Origin of the sequence: Labilibaculum manganireducens, assembly GCF_002843385.1 — a bacterium.
Lineage (GTDB): Bacteria > Bacteroidota > Bacteroidia > Bacteroidales > Marinifilaceae > Labilibaculum > Labilibaculum manganireducens.
Window position 1 is genome coordinate 68,568 of sequence record NZ_MVDE01000021.1, and the last position, 21,312, is coordinate 89,879.

Below are 21,312 nucleotides of genomic sequence, written 5' to 3' on the forward strand. Positions count from 1 at the left end.
TTGCCTGTCGGCACTTCCCCTCAAGAAGGGAAGATTCTGTTTGTGAACGATTCTCCCATTTTAAGGGGAGATGTTCGAAGAACAGAAGGGTGCTTAGGTTTATAATCAAACTATTGCCTGGGAAAGTAAATATTTGGGTATAAAGAGTAGCTTTAGGAGAGAGATTTAAGATGAGGTTCTAAACCTTGCTAATTGTTAACTGATCACTGTTAATTGTAAAAAATGATTGTAAGAAACAACCAGCCAAATATAAGCTTCGGAAACGATTTGCCTCAGCATCCTGAAAAGTTGAAGCAGATTCGTGATTTGATCAGAGATTACGCTGCCGAATGCGAATTGATACCGCCTTTGCAGGAAGAGGAAGTCATTTTTCATTCCGGTGAATTGATCAGCAAGCATCCCGAGTTGTTTTTGTACCAAAAGCTTTTGGCTGTGATGATTAACAATTATGCATGGAGTCATATTGTTGCCGGAATTCCTTTTAACCGCAGAATTCTTTTATTGCCTAAGTGCATTAGTCATTCTACTCAATGCCCGGCAAAGTACGATGAACTCGGATTGCTTTGTGAGCAATGCGGTCGCTGCGATTTGGCTGAAATCATTTCTCAGGCCGATGAATTGGCCTATCACACCATTGTTACTGAAGGAACTACTTCGGCAAGTTTGCTTTTGTCTTCAGGTCAGGTAGAATGTGTGATTGGTGTAGGTTGCCTGCATTCCTTTGAACGTTCGTTTCCTTTGGCGGTAAAAGAGGCTGTTCCATCTCTTGCAATTCCTTTGTATAATAATGATTGTAAGGATTCTAAAGTGGATAAAATTTGGTTGGATGAAGTGCTTTCCATGCGCAGTGAAACAAATTGGAAAGGATGGATTGATCTGGATTCCATAAAATCAGTAGTAAAAGATTGGTTTTCAACGGCTCAATTAAAGTCTCTTTTTGGACAGGATGATGATACTGTGGATATTGCAGTTCGTTGGATGGAGACTGATGGAAAACGCTGGCGGCCGATTATCATGCTTGCGGTTTTCGATGCTTTAAGCGGAGAGAACTGTGAATATGACGAAACGATTAAAAAATTGGCTGTTTCCATAGAATGTTTTCACAAAGCTTCCTTGATTCATGATGATATTGCTGATGAAGATGATGAGAGATATGGAAAACCAGCTCTTCATAAAGAATATAATATTCCTGTTGCCTTAAATGTGGGAGATTTATTGTTAGGCTTTGGTTATCAGTTAATCGCTGAATCGGAGGCAAAACACATTCGAAAATTATTGAAAATTGCCGTTTACGGACATCGGGATTTGTCGCTTGGACAAGGTGAGGAGCTCTTGTGGAGAAACAATAAGAGATTACTTACAAAGGAAGAGATCCTGCGTATTTTTAGCAACAAAACATCTCCCGCATTTGAGGTGGCACTGCAATTTGGCGCAATTTTAGCAGATGCTGATGAAGCTGTTTTAAATATCATATCGGAGTATAGCAAGGCTTTGGGTATTGCATATCAAATTAATGATGATTTGGATGATTTTAAGCAAAAAAGGATTGTCAGTGGATTTAATACTGTTCAGCCATCTTTGGTTTCAACTCTTTTGAACCAAAAGCATCCGGAAAAGATGCAGGAATGGTTCGAGCGAACAAAGAATGGGGATGAAAGCATCACTACAGAGTTTTTACAATGGCCGGAGACCAAACAGGCAATGAAGGAGGCTGAAGAAATGCTGAATATTTACAAGCGAAATGCTTTAAAAGCCTTACGATCATTAATTAATCCAACATTGAAAATATTATTGACGCGGCTGGTGAATCGAATTGTTCCGGAGAATCAATAATCCCCAACTCCTTATGGGGTCTAATGATATACAAATTGTTTTTTAAAGTCCCCTTCAGGGGATTTAGGGGTAAGTAGAAAAAAGTAGAAGCCAGTCCGGCTTGAGGACAATAAAGTTAAACCATATTACAAGTAGATGTTCCAAAATAAGCAAATCACTAAAAGCTGCAATCAATCCATACTCGAAGCACTTTTAAAATCAATAGAAGTACTAAGCGATGAAGCACAAAATCAGATCAAATCTTTTTTAGCTTCTCAGAAATGTGATGACGGAGGATTTATGGATCGGGCAGGAAATGCTGATTTATACTATTCGGTGTTTGGTTATACTCTGGCTCTGATTTTAGATGTTAAACTGGATGTTTTGGAAGAACGAAAATTTCTAAAAAGGATAAAACAGGAAGGGAAACTTGATTTTGTACATTCAATTTGTTTTGTCCGATGCGATTTCTTGCTGCATCTGATTGATTTGCGGCAAAAATCCAGATTGTCTGCTTCTAAATTCCTTAGCATTAGTTTTGCTAAAGATCTAATTCTTGGAAAAGTAGTGAAATCATTGAGAATTAATTGCTCTGCATTGTTATGGGAGTTGGAGGAATATATAGCAAGCGACAACGGATACAATCACAACAAAAAAGGTGCATCCAAATCTACCATTTACGCAAATTATCTGATGTGGACACTTTATCAGGACTTGCAAACCGAGCAGGACGTTTTGGATGAGATTACAGATGCAAATACATCATTAAGAGCTGAAAACGGATCATTTGCCAATGAAGAGAACAGCATTGACGGTGTTACTTCGTCAACTGCGGCAGGATTGATCATGAGTTCAAACAGTGGGTTGGAAGAAATGGTGAAAACAAAGGAATGGCTGAAACAAATGCTAACCAAACGCGGGGGATTCAAAGCCGCAGAAGGTGTTCCTCTTGCTGATCTGTTGTCTACTTCAACAGCGCTTCTTGCTTTGCAGGTAACAGGAGAAAATATGCAGGATTATGCTGAAAATTCCGTAAATTTCATCAATCTGCACTGGGATGAGTCCGGTGGATTCTTTGGCAGTATTGCGGATATGACCTGTGATGTGGAATATACCTACTATGCGCTTTTGGGTTTAGGAGTACTTTCTTAAGTTATGAGTTATGAGTTATGAGTTATGAGTTATGAGTTGCGGATTTCATTGTCATCCCAAGGAACCGGAGGATCTGTTGAATAGGGAGAGATTCTTCACTTTGTTCAGGATGATGCACTTATGAGTTATGAGTTAGGAATTATAAGTTATGGGTTTTACAGCCGTCCTAAGGAATCTGCTGAATTTGAAGAGATTCTTATTACTTGATATTTATTTAAAAAATGACGCCAAACTACGACAACATACAATCCCTAAAACAAAAATTGGATGCTTACATCATTTCTCTTCGGAATGAGAAGGGATTCTGGGATGGCAGATTGTCAAGCAGTGCGCTGTCAACGGCAATTGCGGTATTTGCATTGTGGAAGTACGATCCAAAGAAATACAATTTCCATATCCAAAAAGGATTACACTGGTTGGCGAACAATTCCAATTTGGATGGCGGATGGGGAGATACCATTCGAAGCAAAAGTAACTTGAGCACAACACTTTTAACCTGGGCTTGTTTTGCCATTGTGAAAAATGATCCTACTTATGCAGATTGCATTCACAATGCTGAAAATTGGTTGACTGATCGATTGAAAAAACTGGATCCGGAATCAATAAGTACCGCTATTCTCAATCATTATCAGAAAGATCAGACCTTTTCGGTTCCTATTTTGGCCATGTGTGCATTATCCGGCAAACTGGGAGAAAAAGGCTGGGATTTGGTGCCGCAACTGCCTTTTCAGATGGCGGTTTTTCCCGATCGACTGTTCAAATTGCTGAACCTTTCTGTAGTAAGTTATGCCATTCCGGCTTTGATAGCTATTGGATTGGTGAAATCAGTAAATACCAAAGCAAGCAAACCCATTGCGACTTTAAATAAATCGGTAAAAGCAAAGGTGTTGAAGGTACTGGCAGAAAAACAACCTGATAACGGAGGCTTTTTAGAGGCCGCACCGCTAACGGGATTCGTTCTCATGAGTTTGGTTGGATCGGGAGAGAAAGAGCTTGAGGTTTGCTCTAAAGCGTCTGATTTCTTGAGTAAATCGATTCGGGAGGATGGAAGCTGGCCGATTGATACACATTTAGCCACCTGGGTGACTTCCTTGTCGGTAAATGCATTGGATGACGACAATTTAGCAAGCTTGCCTGAAATAGAAAAGACTGTAAGCTGTTTACTCGATCAGCAATTGAAAGCAGTACATCCCTTTACCAAAGCAGAACCTGGCGGTTGGGCCTGGACACACCTGCAGGGGGGAGTGCCGGATGCGGATGATACTTCGGGGGTACTGGTTGCCTTACATCGACTGAAAGGGTTTCAGGAGATTCCAAAGAAAGTGGTTGAAGAGGGAATAAACTGGCTGCTGAAATTGCAAAATTCGGATGGCGGAATGCCTACATTCTGCAAAGGCTGGGGAAAATTGCCATTTGATTGCTCTTGTCCTGATATTACGGCTCATGCCATGAAAGCAATTAGTTTTTGGAACAAGGAAATGGATCCGGAAGTAAGAGCAAAAATTCACGCCTGTTTCAGAAAAGCCTGGCGGTATATAAAGTCAACACAACAAGTGGATGGTTCCTGGCTGCCACTGTGGTTTGGGAACGAAGATGATGCGAAACATCACAATCCTGTGTATGGAACTTCCATTGTTTTGTATTCCTTAACCTGCATTGAATCAGTATGTATATTTGGATCAGGTGAAGTGAAAATTAAAGCAGCTGATTTTCTTCTTTCAACTCAGAATGAGGATGGTGGATGGGGCGGAAATACTTCTCTGATCTCAACAATTGAAGAAACTTCGCTGGCAATTAGAGCCTTGAGTGGTACAGATAACTGGCAGCAAATAAGCAAGGGGATTAATTGGCTGCAGCAAAACTTACCCAAAGATTTATCAGAAATTAAAGCCACACCTATCGGACTTTATTTTGCTTCCCTTTGGTATTTCGAGGATATGTATCCTTTGGTATTTGCCGGATCTGCACTAAAAGAGGCATTGGAATCCTTAGCCTTTCAAAAGGAAAAAGAAGAAGCTTTTTCAGAAAAGACCTGACAGCGTTTGTTCAACCTGTCAAAATACTATTTGGAATCTATAAGTATTCACAGAACTCACCCCTCTGTCCTTCGGACATCTCCCCTGAAAAGGGAGAATCATACTTTTGAACTTATTTTATGAAAATCTGCTTAATTATTGAATCTTTCCCTTAAAAGGGAAAGTGCCGACAGGCGAAAGGGTGCGTTTAATTTGCCTCTTTTGTAGTATAAAAAAAGGCGTGATTAATCGCACCTTCATATTTTAGTAATTGTTCATTTTTATTTATTCATTATCTACAGCCACTCCAATCATCTCCCAAAAAATCTTTTCATCCATTACATTTACATGATATTCCATGGCTTTTCGGTTCTTGCGGCCTTTTGCCGAGAAAGAATCCACCTGAGCGGTAATCAGGTAATCAACATTTTTGGAAACTACCCGTTTTAAGATCAAACCACGCTCTTTTACCAGTTGCTGAGCCAATTCCCGATCGATACGTTGTCCGTTTATTTTGCAATTTAAATGACCAGAGAAACAAACACTTTTTCCTTTTAATGATTTTAGCTGCTTTTGAACGCCCGGAGTAGTGATTTGGATCTTAGTCCGTTCATATTCTATCAACAATTTCAGATCTTTTGGCAGAATGCACAGCAATTCAGAAACCAGATTTATATCTTCCATTTCAGAATTGGTCAAAATCTCATCGAGCAGGTAAATGCGAATTAACTTTCGCAAATATTCCTCATGAATTTCCATAACCTGATCTTTGGATAGCTTGTAATCCGAAGCCAGTTCTACCAGTGAAACGATTTCTCTTTCGCTAAGAATACGATCGGCAAGAGCACGGTCCAGAACATTCAAATATTGACGTACAGGCACCGAATCTCCGGCATTGGATGTCAATCGGTTTAATAAGTCGTAAAGTCGTGTTTTTTGAATGTTTGCAATGTTTCTTGCCTCTTTGCGCTTAATAAACAGGTTCCGTTCTTTCGGACAATCTTCAATAGTATTAACATATAGAAAATCTTTTACAAAATCCTCTATTTCAAATTGCTGGTTGTACAGGTTTTTAAGAATAGAGAAAAGCTTTGCTGTTGCCAATGAATCAGCCTTAGCGGTATGCCGTGCAGATAAATCGATGTCGTAATAAGTACATAGCTGTTCCAGGCGGCGCAAGCCGGATTCAGGAGCAACCAAATTAGCCAATTTTAGGGTGCAGATGCCTTTAAAATCAGCAAGTTCTCCATTTAATGCAGGTTGTAAAAAACGGATGGCAAAATCAAGGTCATGTGCAACCAGTGTTTTGCCGTTTAAACGGGATAAAATATCTGGTGCAATTTCCGAAATGGAAGGTGCATTTTTTACCATTTCATCCGTAATGCCATGAATCTGGAAGCCTTCAATATCTTTTCCGGGGTGAACTAATGTTTCGTAACTATCGAGAAGCTCGCCGTTCCAATTTACAGTTTGAATGGCCAGTTCGATTAAATGATCGCCGTGTTGAGGTGAAATACCGGTAGTTTCCAGTGAAATAACGGCAAATTGATGCTTGTAAAGTTCCAGTATCGAGTCGCTTGTCATGGGTTGATTTGGCTTAGTTTTTTTGATTGGTAACAAATATAATATTATTGAAGAAATTATGACGGGAATTATGAGTTATGAATGAGAAATTATGAATTTAAGTATACATGTAAGTGCATTAATAACTCATCATTTATAATTCCTAATTCTTAAAAATAATGTAGTTTTGAGACTCAGAAATAGAAAACACAAAATAAAAAAACACTTATGAACCTTGACAAACAACAAGCACAGGAACTGATTGATTTTATTCATGAAAGCCCGAGTACTTACCATGCTGTAAATAATATCCGTAAAGAATTAAACGAAGCAGGATTTCAGGAATTGGATCTTCGTGAAGAATGGACTCTTGAAAAAGGAGGGAAGTACTTTACAACAAAAAATGGTTCGGCTCTTTTTGCTTTTGTAATTGGTAAGGGGGAAATTGAAGAAGAAGGTTTCCAATTGATTTGTGCACACTCTGATGCGCCCGGATTTAAAATCAAACCAAATCCGGAGATAGCAGTAGAAGGAAATTATCTGAAGCTGAATACAGAAGTATATGGCGGCCCGATTTTACGAACCTGGATGGATCGTCCGCTTTCCATTGCCGGCAGAGTATCTGTAAAATCAAACGATCCGTTGAATCCGGAGCATTTGTATGTGAAGATTGACCGCCCCTTGATGGTGATTCCGAATTTGGCCATTCACATGAATCGTGAGGTGAACGAAGGTGGTGCATTAAACAAACAAAAGGACATGCTTCCATTGCTGGCCATGATCACCGATGAAATGGAAAAGGACAATTGTTTGGTAAACCTGATGGCTGAGGAGTTGAAGATTGATGCAGAAGCCATTATCGATTTTGATATTAATTTATTCGAAGTGGAAAAAGGCTGTATTCTGGGTCTGAATGAGGAGTTTATTTCTGCACCCAAATTAGACGATTTGGCCATGTCGCATGCCGGATTAAAAGCGTTATTGGCCTCAGGCGAATCGAAGAAAACGCGAATGCTGGCTATTTTCGACAACGAAGAAGTGGGTAGTTTAACCAAGCAGGGAGCAGGATCGCCGGTGTTGCGCCATTTGCTGCAGCGCATTGTTTTTAAATTGGGGAAAGACATGGAAGCCTTTCACCGGGCAGTTTATAATTCTTTCATGATTTCGGCAGATATGGCTCATGCCGTACATCCAAATGGTACGGAAAAGCACGATCCAACCAACCGTCCGTACATCAACAAAGGACCGGTAATTAAGATTCACGCCAACCAAAAATATACTACCGACGGCGATTCGGGAACCGTATTCGAAACCTTGTGTAAGAATGCAGATATTCCTTACCAAAAGTTTGTGAACCGTTCCGATTTAGTGGGAGGCAGCACTCTTGGCAACGTTTCAACCGGTCAGGTAGATATCCGCACAGTAGACATCGGAAATCCCATGTTTGCTATGCACTCGGTTCGCGAAACGGGTGGCGTTAAAGACAATGTGTACATCCGTAAAGTATTCACAAGCTTTTTTGGATTGTAGCAAAAACTAAAGCATAAGAAAGAGGGTGTCCGAAAAGTTCAATTTTATTGTCATTCTGATCCCGAAGAATCGGGACGAAGAATCTGTATATTTGAATAACAGATGTTTCTAAGTGAAACTTTACTTTTCGGACATCCTCTTTTTATTTTAACGAAGCTTGCACTCTGCGCAGGAGCTTTATCCTCTTAATTCTTTTCACAAACCCATATTTTTCGGGCGAAATTTCCCTTTCTATTTTTACTAACGCTGCAATGATCTGATATTCTGAATCCTGTGCTGCTGATTACCTTTGTAATATCCGAGGTAGATACGATAACAAGCCGGTCTGTGATTTCTGCTGTCGACTCAATAATGTGTAAGATATCAGTATCTGTTGCATTGGTGAACAAATTATAGGGCAGATCGATAATGGCAGCCTCATACCTTTTGCTAATGTCTTTAATGTCCGAATGATAAACATTTGCAGTATAGTTGAAATGAGAAAGATTTTTTCGGGCATTCTTACATGTCTTTCCGTTAATGTCGCAGCCCTCAATGTTATTTCCTGCAAAACAGGCTTCCAACATGATTGTGCCAACACCACAACATGCATCCAGTATCATTTTCTCTTTATTTGCCTTTGCAGCAATATTAACAAGAGCTTTGGCAACATTTACACCTATTGAGTTGCTGAACGAGCATGGTTTTTGCTTGTGTTTGTGCCAGGCTATGTTGTTTTTAACCGAAACACCAAAATACCAAATGTCCTCGTAACAACACAAAGCATAAGTTATTGTTGGGTTGTAATAATCATGAACACCTTCAATGCGGTAGCCAATATCTCTTAACTTATTTAGCCTGTCAGTATACTCAGTTGCATCACCGTAAACAACTAAATATTCAATTTTGAAACCTTCAACGCGTATATATTCTTTTTCGATTTCATTTAGTAAAGTCGGGTAATCTTCAGAATAGGAAATAATGTCAAGTCTGTTTTTAATGAAAGCACTGCTTGAAGGATCTACTTTTATATCGGAAAAAAGCAGCTTGTTCTTTTCTTCCTTATTAAAAATGTATCTCGATTCGAGCGTGCACAACTCCCTTTCGGTGCTATCACAATTAAAGGAATATAGATATTTGTTCATCTGCATATTTTTTCACCTTGTATGCAAAGATGATACTATAAAATCAAATCCCATCTTTTGTGCCTGATATTCTTTTCTCTGTGTGATTTTCGCATTGCCCGTTAAGGCACATCCTTTGCAAAAGGTAAAGAGCAGACTCTACACCAAATGGGTGAACTGTTCCCATTTAGTGGGAGGGAGCACACCAGATAATTATAAGATATTTTTCCTGAGGGGTTAATTTATTTAATTTCATGTTTTAACCGTTTATTATCCATGCTGAAATAGTATAATTATAAATACAATGTATCTCATTAGTAAGTTTTTAAAGAAAATAAATTAAAAAATAAATCGTTTAGCAAAAACTATAATTTATGTTGCGGTTTCATCATTAAACGTACCAATTCAATATATTTATTTATTTTTACGCAACACAAACATAATTCCATTTTATAATGAAAAATATCTACCTAAAATATCTCATGGCATTGAGTGTTATTTTCACATGGTTTGGATCCTATGCCCAAGTTCAGAATATGGTACTTAACCCTGGTTTCGAAGTGTATGAAAAATGTCCTGAAAGTTACACTTTTATGGACCACACACATAAATTAATACCTAACTGGACCTATCCAACAGCAACTACTCCCGATTATTTCAATGAGTGTGGCTCTAATGAAGTAAAAGTACCAGATAATTTTGCAGGATACAGCAAGGCTAAATCTGGTAAAGCTTACGTGGGAGCTATTTTAAGTGGAAGTAACCGCGATTTCAGAGAATACATTCAAGGTACCTTAAGCAGCTCTATGCTTGCAGGTCAAAAATATTGTGTTTCATTTTGGTACAAATTAGCATCAGGAAGTAAATTTGCTGTTGATCAGTTGAGCATGCATTTTACAGATTCAGAAATAACGAATGATAATAAAACATTTTTAAACTTAAAGGCGCATTTAACGAACAAAGAAGGTTTATTTTTAGACAATACAGAAGAATGGATCCAGTTCTGTCAGGTATATACAGCTAAAGGAGGTGAGGAATACTTTGTTGTAGGTAACTTTAATAACTATGATAACACAAACTATGTAGTTACTGGTCGTGATACTAAGAATAAAAAAGGCAAGACATATGCTTACTACTTTTTCGACGATTTTGAGATTCGTCCGCTGGTTGATTGTAAAATGTGTGCATCCGTTCCTAAAGATTTAGCAAGCGTGATTATTGATTCTTCTTACACAGGAGGTCTGAATCCGGTTACAGGTCAAATTAGTAAAATAATAAATGATGGTGTTATTAGCTTAAAAATATCAGGAGGAGAAGCTCCTTATACTATCGATTGGAGTAACGGAACAAAAAATGTACAAAAAATTCAAAACCTAAAAGCAGGTACATATACTTATCATGTAAGTGATCAAAACAATTGCCACTCTGAGGGTACTGTTGTTTTTAAAGAGCCGCTGCTGCCTAAAGATGCTTTTACCGAGGGATTAAGAAATATTGAAGAAGGAGGTGCCCTTATTTTAAATAATATTTTCTTTGAAACGGGTAAAAGTACGCTTTTGCCAACTTCATTCGAAGAACTCGATAAAGTAGTCGGTTTTTTAAAAGAAGGAACAGTTAGTTTGATTGAGATTAGCGGGCACACTGATGATGTGGGTTCTGATGAATTAAATCAAAGTTTAAGTCAGCAACGGGCAGAGTCTGTGGTTACCTATCTTGTTGACAGAGGAATCAATTCTCAAATAATCAAAGGTGTTGGGTATGGAGAATCTAAGTTTTTAGATACCAATAAAACAGAAGTCGGACGATCAAAGAATCGTCGTGTGGAATTTTTAGTACTCAAAAAATAAACTCTTACTTATGAATTCAAGAAAAATAAATATACTAATCATTTCACTGCTGCTATCATTTATTAGTTTAGCACAGAAGCCTAAAAAAATATACAATAATTATCTGTTCAAAGGCATGGAGGCAAGTGCAAAGGCCGATATTGACAAAGAACTTGGTAAGGCTAAAGAAGATTTCGATAAAGTTTTACTGGAAGAACCAGAATCAGCAATGGCTAATTTAGGACTAGCCATTGTTTACTCCTATGATGAATATTCTGACAAAGATTATTTTAAAGCCTGGGGATACTTTCAGAAAGCTTATGAAGCACAATCTCAGTTTACTGCAGACGATTACGATGTTTTAAATGATTTGTTTTCCAAACAAGATAAAAAGCGCAGCAATAGAACTGTAATTAAAAACATGGACTGGCAGCGTCAGCAAGTGGAAGATAAGTTGATTAAATATGTGCGGGAGGAAAATAATACAGATTATGCCAAGCGGTTTTTAAAAGAATTTCCCGATTCGAAATACTATACCAATGTTTCACATATTTTGAATTACATCCTGTTTCGTGAAGCCGAGAATAAAAATACGCTTGCTGCATTTAATCAGTTCTTAAAGGATTATCCCGAATCAGCTCAAGCTGATATCGCAATAAAGATGCGCAATCAATTAGCCTGTAAAATTGCTGTAAATGAGGGATCATTAGCTGGTTTCCGGAATTTTGTTGAAACATATCCTGAGGCGGCTCAAGTTGAAGAGATTAAGAAATTAATGGAAGGAATGGCTTTTAAAGAAGCACACGATAAAAATACACTTGAAGCTATTGAGCATTTTATGGTAGAATTTCCCAATTCATCAAAAATGTCGGAAGCTAAAGCTGTAAAACAGAAATTGCTTTTTGAATGGGCTAAAAGTGTAAATAGCTTAGAGGCTTACAACAAATTTGTGTCTGCATTCCCAGAAGGCAGTCGTTACGTCGATATTTTTAACCTAAAAGCCAGTGTATTGGGAGAAAAGATCCTTACGGATTTTCCGATGGAAAATTACCAGTTTGTAAAAGGGTTCGATAACCAGCAGTTTAACGATTTTGGTGGTGGAATTGCCAAACGCCCAAATGGAGAGTTTGTAGTAGCTGCATCGTCGCGCAAAGCAGAAGGAGAGATGTATGACTCTTGGCTTTTAGGCCTGGATACCAGTGGAAAAATGATTTGGAATAAGATGTTGGGCAACCGTTTCGATGATCTTGTAAATAAAGTGAGCATAAGTGCTGAGAACGAAATTTATGTTGCCGGTATTACTGATGCCATAGTTGATAGTGTGGCGGGGCAAGCCTGGCTTTATAAGCTTGATGCCAATGGTAAAAATATATTTAATCAGAGAATTGATATGGATGAAGTAATTGATTTTGTAGTTGATCCCGACAATAAAATTTTAGTTGCAGGCTATAGCAAAAACGCAAAAGATTCCACTTTTACGCCTGGTTTGGTAAAACTCAATGCCAATGGTAAAATGTTGTGGTCACGTGCCTACTCAAGCAAGGGCAAGGTTTATAATTTAGCTGGTGATACCTCAGGTATTACTTATGCTGCTGCCGGCAACTGGATATTTGCTGTTAACCAGGCAGGTTATTTACAATGGGATATTTTGTTGGATCAAGATGTAAAATCGACCGCTGTTGGTATTAATGGGAACAATACACTGGTTTTTGCGGGTATAAATACTATTGGAGCGTTTGCAAGTGCCTATAATACAAATGGGGAAAAAATTTGGGAATCTCCTATTCCTGCTTCTGGAAATGGAACTATAGAACAAATTATCACTTTACCGGATAATAGTTTTGTGATTGCAGGAACATTTAATCACAAAATCAAACTAGTCCATATCGATGAAACAGGGATTATTCAATCAGAAAAAGAATTTAGTTTACCACAAGGAATTAAACTAAACGATTTAACAGCTGCTGATGGGAATTTTGTAGCAATTAGTGCCACAAGATTAACGGATAAAGGCGATTTAATTGTATTTGAAATGGAACTGTAAATAAAGCTGGGGCATGATCTATTTTGGGATCTCCATATATTTTAAACTGGTATTTTTTTTTATCGAAGAACGCGATACAATCGCACACTAGCGGGGCAGCAAAATGAAAGCTGTGAAATGGTTAAGGCATATCTGTAATTGTTATCTCAATCTATTTTATCATTGTACATTGGATTATCAGTTGACCTAAAATTGAATTGACTGCATAATAAGAGCCGTATGAATTGAGAGATTCACTGCCTGTCCCGATTTTTTTTCGGGATACGGTTCTGTGAGAAGTTAGGGGTGAATTGAAAATCGACGAAGTCAAATTCCCCTGGCATACTTGACTAGCTGTAGTGGTTTCCTAAATTCTTTTTTAATTATATAATTTTCGAAATTCCAATGGGGTCAATTCCGTTTTTTTCTTGAATAATTTACCGAAAGATTGAGGGTGTTCAAATCCTAAACTGAATGCAATTTCATTTACCGATAACTCTGTAGTTGAAAGTTTCTCTTTAGCTAATTGCATTAGTTTTTCGTGAATAAATTCTTGAGTGCTTTTTCCCGATAGTGTTTTTAATAATCTGCTTAAATAATTGGGTGATAAGTTCAATGAAGCAGACAGATAATTAACTGTTGGCAATCCATTTTCCTGTAGGTCTTTGCTTTTAAAATAATTATTTAAAAGTGTTTCGAATTGCTCAAGTATTCTATGGTTCGATTTTTTTCGAGTGATAAATTGACGTTGATAAAACCGTTCTGAATAAGTGAGTAATAATTCCAATTGCGAAATGATAACATCTTGACTGAATTTATCAATAGTTGAATTATATTCGTGATTAATATTTTGCATCAAATCAGTTAACATATTTTGTTCCTTGTCCGAAAGATGCAGTGCTTCGGTTAGTTCGTAACCAAAAAAGTCATATTTCTCAATTTTTTTAGCCAAAGATGTATGCCATAAAAAATCGGGATGGAAAATAAGTAACCAACCCGAATGATTTAATTTTTGTTCATCTTCTACTTCAATACGCATTACTTGATTAGGTGCTATAAAAGCTAATACGCCTTCGTCAAAGTCGTATTCCTGTTGTCCATATTTCATTTTACCATTAAACACCTGTTTTAAGGCAATTGAATAAAAACCGTGAGTAAACCTTGAAACCGTTATATTTTCTTTCCTTTTAATATCGGCAAAATTAATTACGCTAACCAAAGGATGCTGTGGTTTTGGTAACTGCATTAATCTATGGTATTCGGTGATATTTTTTATGTGAAGTATAGACATTTTTTTTGTTTTAAATCATTTGTCCTCCAGACACTTCTATGCGTTGTGCATTTATCCATTTTGCATCGTCGGTACATAAAAAGGCAACGACACTACCTATATCATCTGGTAATCCAACACGCCCTAAAACGGTGTTAGATGCAATAAAATTATTCATTTTTTCATTATCTCTAACTGCACCACCGCCAAAATCTGTCTCGATAGCTCCTGGTGCGATCACATTTGACCGAATTCCTCTTTCACCTAATTCTTTTGCCTGATACTTAGTTAAGGTTTCAATAGCACTTTTCATAGATGCATAAACTGAAAATCCGTTTAAGGCAAAACGAGTAAGTCCCGTTGATACATTTACAATTCCTCCACCATCGTTTAGAATGTTCAATGCTCTTTGAGTTAATAAATAGGTGCCTTTAAACTGAATATTATAAAGCGTATCCAATTGTTCTTCGGTTGTTTTTGCAAATGGTGCGTTTATTCCAATTCCTGCATTATTTACGAGATAGTCAATTTTATCAACTCCGAATTTGTATTTAATTGACTTTTTAACAGTATCAAAGAATGTTTCAAAACTTTGGAAATCTGTTACATTTAATTGAACCGCAATAGCTTGTTGTCCTAAACGCTCAATTTCTTTGATAACCTCATTAGCTTTTTCTTTGTTGGTGTTATAAGTTAAAATTATATGAAGTCCTTTTTTTGCTAATTCCAAAGCCATATTTTTTCCTAATCCACGACTTCCACCAGTTACTAAAGCAATTTTTATTTCGTTTTTCATTTTGTTTGTTTTTATAAATTGAATAATATTTTTAAGCCTTCTTTTAGGCTTTTTGGTTTACGTCCGAGATATTGTTGCAATTCATTTGTAACCGTTTCCTCTTGTCCGTTTTTAATATCAAGATTAAAACCTACTATCTTTTTGACCATTGGTTCAGGAACTCCATTTTCTAACATTATTTTTTTGAATGGCTCAACTTCTATAGATTTGTAATTTACCTGTTTGCTCGAAAGTTCAGTAAGTGCAGTTGCAACATCATAAAAAGAATATGCATCAGAACCCGTAAAATTTAATGTTTGATTTTCGAAATTTTCTTTCATTAAAACATTAGCTATTGCCTCGGCTTGTTCAGCTTTTAAAACATAGGCAGCTTTTCCATTTCCGGTAGGTTGTAATATCCCTTTCTCAAATACGTTTTTGCCAACAAAAAGAGGCAAAACATCCATATACAACGCATTTCTAAAAATGATATATTTCAATCCGCTTTGTTTAATATAGTCTTCTGTCAGGAAATGTTCTATCATTAGTTTATTTACTAACGTGTTTTTGTCTTTTAAGGAACGACTTGTATAGGCAATGTTCTGAACACCTTTCTTTTTTGCAGTATCAATAACGTTTTTATGTTCTTGCATTCTATCGCCTTGGTCTCCCGAAGAGATTAGTAAAACGGTATCTACGTTCTCCATCGCTTTTTCAAGCGATTCAACATCACTATATTGACCAATAAAAGTTTTTAATCCTTTTTGTTCGAATTCGGTTTTTCTGCCTTCTTTTCTTGTGAGAACCGAAATATTTTCAGCTTTCATCGTTTTAAGTAAGGTTTCAATAACTGTAGTCCCCAATTCTCCAGTAGCACCAGTAACTAATATTTGTTTCATTTTCCATTTCTTTAGGTGAAGTACAAAGGTGAAACAGTTAAACAATAGTTATGTAGTCAAATCTATCTTTGTATCAGCCAAATCGGATAAATGACTGAAGTTTGTGGATTAGCACGATGTTTTTTTATCATTCCGACTAACGGCAGTCTGTTTAAAAACTCAACAAACTGCTTAATTAAGTGTTAAATATATCGGTTTTAAGGATACATAAAAATTGATATTGCGAATTGGCAACATCTTTTTTTTTGTTATCTGCTATTTCAAATTTTATGGATATTATAATTTGGTCAAAAGAATATCTGTTGGACTAATGAATCTAATTTCTACTCGATCACCAATTCTGGCATCAACATGAGTGAACCAGTTACCTAATAACCGAAGATTTCTTCTTCCGCTAAATTGCTTTGCATGTATTGCACCTGCTCTAGAACTACCTGTTGATTTTAGTTGAACATTAACAAGAAAACCGTCACTTGAATTGCAAGTATAAATATTGTTATTGGTAGAGTTACTATTTGTTAGATTTAAATTTCTGGCATTACGTGCAGAAATTTGTAAATAACCCTCTCCATAAATAATACCTCTTGTAGAAGTATGTCGGTGTGAACCCCATTCTAAATGGGCTCTTTTAAGAGTTGTAATAAAGTGATCATTTGTGTTTGGCATTTTTTTAATTTTAAAATTTATTAATTGCAGTTGAAGTGGGATACAACCCTTGATATTACTACTTTAAGTTGTTTCTCGATGTCTATTTATATCAAAAAAACAGGAGCAAATTTCTTTGTATTTTTTTCTTATTCAGGGAAACGTCCAAATTTCTTTATTTCTTCCAACGACTCATCCCAACTTGCTTTATTTGAGATAAAAATATGTGCATTGGGTCGTTTTTCTAATTTAGTATCTAAACATCCTGCTGGAACAACTAAAAGTTTACCGTCCATTTGTATATTGGGCAGAGCTGATCCACAATTTGTACAAAAGGCTTTCACATGATTACTCTTAGGTGGTTGAAATATTTTAATTTCAGTTTGTGTTTTTATCCATTCTAGTTTAGCTGTTGTGGAAAACAAATTAGCAGCATGAGCAGCCCCTGTGTCTTTCCTGCAATATCTGCAATGGCATAAATAAAAACTCTCAAAGTCACCTATAACTTTAAATTTAATTCCTTTGCATAAACAAGAACCCAAGTATTCCATATGATAAGTCTCTTTCTTAAATTATGAATTTAGTTGAAATCGCCCCGCTACTGCACGAATCCTTTCGTGTGGCTTTTATCTTTTTATCGAAGAACGCGATACAATCGCACACTAGCGGGGTTTCTTTATTGTACTAAACTTTCAAACATCTCGTCAACGCCCATGATAATTTAGCTTTGTTATAGCTCTTTTTTATTTACCTACAATTAGTTGTTAGAATAATACGGTAAATCATCGATCCTTAAACCATTGACTTAGAAAATTATTTTTATTTAACTAAATAACTGATCCTCGGCTAATTTTGTAGCAAGCTTTGTTATTAGACTCATACTGAAGCTTCCTCCTTTTGCCTTAATTATTTGTTTTATTTTACTCCACCTATTATTGTCCCGTATATTATCTAAAAATTCGTGTCCACTCCATGTTAATCTAAATGGAATTATGTCATAAATTCTTCCTGTATTTGTGGTGATCGATTCACCAGCAATTAGGTTTGCTTCAAATAATATGATTAGATGATACGAGACTTGATCTTTGTCAAAACCATTAATTTCCATGTCTTTTTCATGTCCCCAAGCATTTTTTTCTTCGAAGTACTCTAATACTTTTTTTACAAGGTCGAGATCCCGTTTCATGTAGTGTCTTTTTTTTAATTCTGACTAACGTCAAATTTTGTTATTAATATTCAGTGTTTTAAAAAATCTGCAAACTCATAATTTCAGCTTCTTTTTTCCTCACTATTTTTGACGTTAGCAACAGTAATTAATTGGTTACGCTGATGTGGTGAATGAGCTATAACGGCAGTCTGTCTAAAAACTCATCAAACTGCTCAAATAAGGTTTAAATATAGCGGTTTTAAGCATACATAAAAATTGAAAACACCTTCAAAATATGAAATGCAAATTATTATATGTGGCTAAAGCCTTTCTGTTAATTTGACAAGGTCAGTTGGCTAAAGCCAAACTGCAATAGATGTTTTGCATTCGTTTCATTTCAATCATTTACATTTCTATTCTCTGTTGCCTGAAAATAAGTGCAATAAACACTCTAATTTTCTACTTACAACAGTAAATAGTGTGTGTTATTTATTGCAGTTTGGCTTTAGCCAACTGAATTTAAAATATTCCTAGCCTTTTGCTTTAGCATCATTCTACTCCTTCATTAATGTAAAGCTTCGGGATTATTAAGCTAAAAAAAGAAGCTTTAAAAGCCCGCTAAGCAGCAAACTTTTAAAGCTCCCATCTTATTTTTTAAGAAATATTATTTGCTTGTGCAACGGTTGCTTTTGTTATGGTCTGACCTTTTATTATTCAATCTTTGTAATAAAAGGTTCAGGTAAGTAATTGCTAGTGATCCTGACAGTTACCGCTTTTGTAACTTTTAAATCAAAAGTTGGATTACCTGCTCCAATTAAGGAATATATTAACCTACTAGATTTCCCATCTGGAGCAATCATTTTTGAGTCTGGGCCAGAATTAAAAGCACCTCCTTTTGTAGATGGCCAAAATTCAACAATTTTTGCAGTGCTTCCATCTTCAATCTCGGCGTAAAAAATTATTTGACCTAATGATTGATTTTTTGATAATTTAAATTGAAGTAGCATATTTAGTCCAGTTTTGTCCCTACTTATTTCTTGGGCATTTGGAATTAAAATCGGGGGTTCTGCAAGCTTTTTTGCATTCTCAATATCTTGAGCGATTTTGTTTAAGGCAGATTGCAAATCATATGCAGGATATTTTGTTAATGCTAATTTTACAAATGGTTCTAATTTTATATTTAGTTCGCTAACTTTTTTATTAAGCTCAATTTCCTGCAAACTTCTATCATCCATTCCTTTTGTCAATGCTCTATGCAAACTATCCAAATTATTTTTAAGTTGAGCATTTTCAATTCTTAAAGAATCAATATTGTCTTTTTGTTGTTTTGAAAAATTATTTGCATTTTTTTCATCTAGTGAAATAATAATTAATCCGACTGTCAGTGAACCTAAAAGCAAGCAAATCAATGTGATCTTTAGCCACTTAATTTTATTAATCTTTTCAGCAAATAGCCCTTGTAAAATGGCTATTGCAAAAAGAATTATTGGAGCAAGTAATTTTAGTATCATCATATGTTCGTAATTGGTTTTTTATGTTTGCCCATAACTTGTTAGAATATGCACCAGTGCACTTATTTTTAATATGCCAGTAGGAAGGTGCACAATACATTGTCTTATGGTATGTCTTGTGCCTTGCAACCGCACTATTGCCATCCCTTCAATAAGTCAGAAGAACAACAACTTTCTCTAAAGGCCATTAAAAATAAGCAATAAATGCACTAAACAGTAGTAATTAGGCAGAGAAAGCACTTTGCCTCTCTAAAAAAGAACTGCTCTACATAACACGAGTGGTAATAGTACAGGCAGAAGCTTTGCAATGGTGAAAATTACCTGTACATAATCCATTGCAAGTCGTGCAATGCTCACTTTAAGGCTTGCAGAGCCTATTTGGAGTCCTGCAAAGTCCGTTCTAAGTCCTGCAACGTTCATTAAGAGTTCTGCAATGTGCATTTTGAGTGTGCAGAGCCCATTTTTACGCATACAAAGTTCATTTATAATGATGCAGAAAGTATTACAGCGTTCATAACGCTTGTTTTAGTCTGCATCCTGCAGTTTTACTATAAAGTAGGAGTTGCGTTATTTGGTATTCCAGTATTAATTTAAATTAATCTTACTTAATAGTTTGATTTTTAATTATTGTTATGTAGTTTCAATGCCGGATTAATTAAACTTAAATAAATTTAAAAACTAAAATCAATGACTTTTATTAGATCAGAATCAAAATTTTTAGAACGTTCACGTATCGCGTTAAGCAATGCCGAATTGCATCCAGATATTAAAGCTGCTTTGATTCCTTTTGGTATCGATGATGCAAAATTCGCCGAAGGTTGGGCGGTGTACAACAAAGCCAAAAGCGTTTGGGAATTAAATGCAAAAGAAGTTGCAGAAACAAGTGTTGCCTCAAACGCTTACAATACCGCGTATGGGGAGTTGGAAGCAAAGTTTAGAAGGCATCGCAATTTAACCCGGATTCTCTGCACCAAAGATCCTGATACGCAAGTAAGGTTGGGTGTAACAGGGTATTTTCCATCAAAATACAACGAGTTTTTCGATAAGGTAAAATTGTTCTACACAACACTTGCAGCCAATGCACTTATTCAAGAAAAATTTGCAGTAATTAAGTTGACTCCTGAGCTGGCTGCAACCTGTCTGGCAGAACTCGATGCGCTGCTTGTTCTTCGATCCGGGTTCGACAAAGAAATGGGAGAGTCTCAGGTTGCAACCGAATCGAAGAATGCTGCGCTGCACGAATTGAGCGATTGGATGGAAGATTTCGATATCCTTGCAAAACTTGCCCTTTACGACACACCACAACGCCTCGAAGTGTTAGGTGTTTTGGTTAAAAGCTAAGTTTAAAAAAAACTAAGATTAAAGCACAGCCCAAAAATTGAAATCAACAATTGGGCTGTGCTTTTTTGTGCATAGCTAATTATGGGGAATTTGGTATTTCGTCATGCTCTGACTATAAGCAAGCCGTTCTTGTCAGGGTATGACTAGTATTTACAGATAATGCCACGGTACTCTGTACCTAAAAATCATAAAAATGGCTGTTGCTACAAATACTATGGTGCTCTTCACTTTATTCTCGTGCGGTAATTTGTATTCAAAAAATATTCAAGGAAAGGGAAAAGCAGCAGCGCTGCGAAGTATTTGTAGAAATTACAAGCTGGATTTTAAAAAAGGTGCAGCGCACCGCAGCTTTTATTAATACGAATCGGTATTTGGCCATGCTCTTACTGGTATTTACAGATAATGCCACGGTACTCTGTACCTAAAAATCATAAAAATGGCTGTTGCTACAAATACCACGGTGCTCTGCACCTTTATTTCTCATGTTTTATAATCAGTGCCGATCCTATAAAATCATAAAGATCTGCGTCTCAAATACCATGGTGCTCTTCACTTTATTCTCGTGCGGTAATTTGTATTCAAAAAATATTCAAGGAAAGGGAAAAGCAGCAGCGCTGCGAAGTATTTGTAGAAATTACAAGCTGGATTTTAAAAAAGGTGCAGCGCACCGCAGCTTTTATTAATACGAATCGGTATTTGG

Annotated in this window: 17 protein-coding genes; 8 read left to right on the top strand and 9 right to left on the bottom strand. The window is 36.4% G+C overall.

Features of this window, described 5'->3' with window-relative positions; genetic code table 11:
- Positions 1-222 precede the first annotated feature (222 nt).
- The 3 genes from BZG01_RS13910 to BZG01_RS13920 all read left to right on the top strand — a co-directional run bounded on the left by BZG01_RS13910 (position 223) and on the right by BZG01_RS13920 (position 5,000).
- Positions 223-1,833 carry a polyprenyl synthetase family protein gene (locus BZG01_RS13910; protein WP_101310447.1) on the top strand — a complete coding sequence of 537 codons (1,611 nt, stop codon included), beginning with the start codon at positions 223-225 and terminating at the stop codon, positions 1,831-1,833.
- 135 nt (positions 1,834-1,968) lie between these two features.
- Positions 1,969-2,964: a prenyltransferase/squalene oxidase repeat-containing protein gene (locus BZG01_RS13915; RefSeq protein ID WP_101310448.1), complete on the top strand. Its 996-nt coding sequence runs from the start codon at positions 1,969-1,971 to the stop codon at positions 2,962-2,964.
- 221 nt (positions 2,965-3,185) lie between these two features.
- Complete coding sequence (locus tag BZG01_RS13920; protein WP_101310449.1) at positions 3,186-5,000, top strand: prenyltransferase/squalene oxidase repeat-containing protein; 1,815 nt, start codon at positions 3,186-3,188, stop codon at positions 4,998-5,000.
- Positions 5,001-5,264: 264 nt separating this feature from the next.
- Here BZG01_RS13920 and BZG01_RS13925 read toward each other — a convergent pair whose 3' ends face one another.
- Positions 5,265-6,563, bottom strand: coding sequence for an exonuclease domain-containing protein (locus BZG01_RS13925; protein ID WP_101310450.1), 1,299 nt, complete (start codon positions 6,561-6,563; stop codon positions 5,265-5,267).
- 207 nt (positions 6,564-6,770) lie between these two features.
- On the opposite strand from BZG01_RS13925, the gene BZG01_RS13930 reads away from it, so the two are divergent.
- A complete protein-coding gene (locus BZG01_RS13930; protein ID WP_101310451.1) occupies positions 6,771-8,072 on the top strand; it encodes a M18 family aminopeptidase in 1,302 nt (433 codons plus the stop codon).
- Between the two features lie 185 nt (positions 8,073-8,257).
- On the opposite strand, the gene BZG01_RS13935 is transcribed toward BZG01_RS13930, so the two are convergent.
- A complete protein-coding gene (locus tag BZG01_RS13935) occupies positions 8,258-9,196 on the bottom strand; it encodes a TRM11 family SAM-dependent methyltransferase (RefSeq protein ID WP_180327324.1) in 939 nt (312 codons plus the stop codon).
- Positions 9,197-9,630: 434 nt separating this feature from the next.
- Here BZG01_RS13935 and BZG01_RS13940 point away from each other — a divergent pair, with 434 nt between their 5' ends.
- Together BZG01_RS13940 and BZG01_RS13945 are read left to right on the top strand one after the other, a co-directional pair.
- A complete protein-coding gene (locus BZG01_RS13940; RefSeq protein WP_101310453.1) occupies positions 9,631-11,022 on the top strand; it encodes an OmpA family protein in 1,392 nt (463 codons plus the stop codon).
- 10 nt (positions 11,023-11,032) lie between these two features.
- The gene (locus BZG01_RS13945) at positions 11,033-13,045 is read left to right on the top strand and encodes a hypothetical protein (protein WP_101310454.1); all 2,013 of its coding nucleotides are present in this window, start codon (positions 11,033-11,035) and stop codon (positions 13,043-13,045) included.
- Positions 13,046-13,403: 358 nt separating this feature from the next.
- On the opposite strand, the gene BZG01_RS13950 is transcribed toward BZG01_RS13945, so the two are convergent.
- The 7 genes from BZG01_RS13950 to BZG01_RS13980 form a co-directional block, all read right to left on the bottom strand.
- Positions 13,404-14,315: a helix-turn-helix domain-containing protein gene (locus BZG01_RS13950; protein ID WP_101310455.1), complete on the bottom strand. Its 912-nt coding sequence runs from the start codon at positions 14,313-14,315 to the stop codon at positions 13,404-13,406.
- 10 nt (positions 14,316-14,325) lie between these two features.
- Complete coding sequence (locus BZG01_RS13955) at positions 14,326-15,090, bottom strand: SDR family NAD(P)-dependent oxidoreductase (protein ID WP_101310456.1); 765 nt, start codon at positions 15,088-15,090, stop codon at positions 14,326-14,328.
- A gap of 11 nt (positions 15,091-15,101) precedes the next feature.
- Positions 15,102-15,968 (bottom strand): SDR family oxidoreductase, encoded by an 867-nt coding sequence (locus BZG01_RS13960; RefSeq protein WP_101310457.1) that lies wholly within the window; start codon positions 15,966-15,968, stop codon positions 15,102-15,104.
- A gap of 276 nt (positions 15,969-16,244) precedes the next feature.
- Positions 16,245-16,634, bottom strand: a complete 390-nt coding sequence (locus tag BZG01_RS13965; RefSeq protein WP_101310458.1) for a hypothetical protein — start codon at positions 16,632-16,634, stop codon at positions 16,245-16,247.
- Between the two features lie 128 nt (positions 16,635-16,762).
- Positions 16,763-17,164 (bottom strand): GFA family protein, encoded by a 402-nt coding sequence (locus BZG01_RS13970; protein ID WP_101310459.1) that lies wholly within the window; start codon positions 17,162-17,164, stop codon positions 16,763-16,765.
- Between the two features lie 272 nt (positions 17,165-17,436).
- Positions 17,437-17,799, bottom strand: a complete 363-nt coding sequence (locus tag BZG01_RS13975) for a DUF2513 domain-containing protein (RefSeq protein WP_101310460.1) — start codon at positions 17,797-17,799, stop codon at positions 17,437-17,439.
- A 671-nt stretch (positions 17,800-18,470) separates the two neighbouring features.
- Positions 18,471-19,274 (bottom strand): hypothetical protein, encoded by an 804-nt coding sequence (locus BZG01_RS13980; RefSeq protein WP_101310461.1) that lies wholly within the window; start codon positions 19,272-19,274, stop codon positions 18,471-18,473.
- A gap of 684 nt (positions 19,275-19,958) precedes the next feature.
- Between BZG01_RS13980 and BZG01_RS13990 the strand changes: the two genes are divergently transcribed.
- Complete coding sequence (locus BZG01_RS13990) at positions 19,959-20,612, top strand: PQLLE family protein (protein WP_101310463.1); 654 nt, start codon at positions 19,959-19,961, stop codon at positions 20,610-20,612.
- Between the two features lie 193 nt (positions 20,613-20,805).
- Complete coding sequence (locus tag BZG01_RS21570) at positions 20,806-20,970, top strand: hypothetical protein (RefSeq protein WP_180327325.1); 165 nt, start codon at positions 20,806-20,808, stop codon at positions 20,968-20,970.
- Positions 20,971-21,312 lie beyond the last annotated feature (342 nt).

Bases quoted from the DNA above. Each gene is read 5' to 3' on its own strand.
- BZG01_RS13980 (WP_101310461.1), bottom strand. From the start codon at position 19,274: ATGATGATACTAAAATTACTTGCTCCAATAATTCTTTTTGCAATAGCC.
- BZG01_RS13910 (WP_101310447.1), top strand. From the start codon at position 223: ATGATTGTAAGAAACAACCAGCCAAATATAAGCTTCGGAAACGATTTG.
- BZG01_RS13950 (WP_101310455.1), bottom strand. From the start codon at position 14,315: ATGTCTATACTTCACATAAAAAATATCACCGAATACCATAGATTAATG.
- BZG01_RS13955 (WP_101310456.1), bottom strand. From the start codon at position 15,090: ATGAAAAACGAAATAAAAATTGCTTTAGTAACTGGTGGAAGTCGTGGA.
- BZG01_RS13965 (WP_101310458.1), bottom strand. From the start codon at position 16,634: ATGCCAAACACAAATGATCACTTTATTACAACTCTTAAAAGAGCCCAT.
- BZG01_RS13930 (WP_101310451.1), top strand. From the start codon at position 6,771: ATGAACCTTGACAAACAACAAGCACAGGAACTGATTGATTTTATTCAT.
- BZG01_RS13945 (WP_101310454.1), top strand. From the start codon at position 11,033: ATGAATTCAAGAAAAATAAATATACTAATCATTTCACTGCTGCTATCA.
- BZG01_RS13935 (WP_180327324.1), bottom strand. From the start codon at position 9,196: ATGAACAAATATCTATATTCCTTTAATTGTGATAGCACCGAAAGGGAG.
- BZG01_RS13975 (WP_101310460.1), bottom strand. From the start codon at position 17,799: ATGAAACGGGATCTCGACCTTGTAAAAAAAGTATTAGAGTACTTCGAA.
- BZG01_RS13940 (WP_101310453.1), top strand. From the start codon at position 9,631: ATGAAAAATATCTACCTAAAATATCTCATGGCATTGAGTGTTATTTTC.
- BZG01_RS13960 (WP_101310457.1), bottom strand. From the start codon at position 15,968: ATGAAACAAATATTAGTTACTGGTGCTACTGGAGAATTGGGGACTACA.
- BZG01_RS13925 (WP_101310450.1), bottom strand. From the start codon at position 6,563: ATGACAAGCGACTCGATACTGGAACTTTACAAGCATCAATTTGCCGTT.
- BZG01_RS13990 (WP_101310463.1), top strand. From the start codon at position 19,959: ATGACTTTTATTAGATCAGAATCAAAATTTTTAGAACGTTCACGTATC.
- BZG01_RS13920 (WP_101310449.1), top strand. From the start codon at position 3,186: ATGACGCCAAACTACGACAACATACAATCCCTAAAACAAAAATTGGAT.
- BZG01_RS13970 (WP_101310459.1), bottom strand. From the start codon at position 17,164: ATGGAATACTTGGGTTCTTGTTTATGCAAAGGAATTAAATTTAAAGTT.
- BZG01_RS13915 (WP_101310448.1), top strand. From the start codon at position 1,969: ATGTTCCAAAATAAGCAAATCACTAAAAGCTGCAATCAATCCATACTC.
- BZG01_RS21570 (WP_180327325.1), top strand. From the start codon at position 20,806: ATGGCTGTTGCTACAAATACTATGGTGCTCTTCACTTTATTCTCGTGC.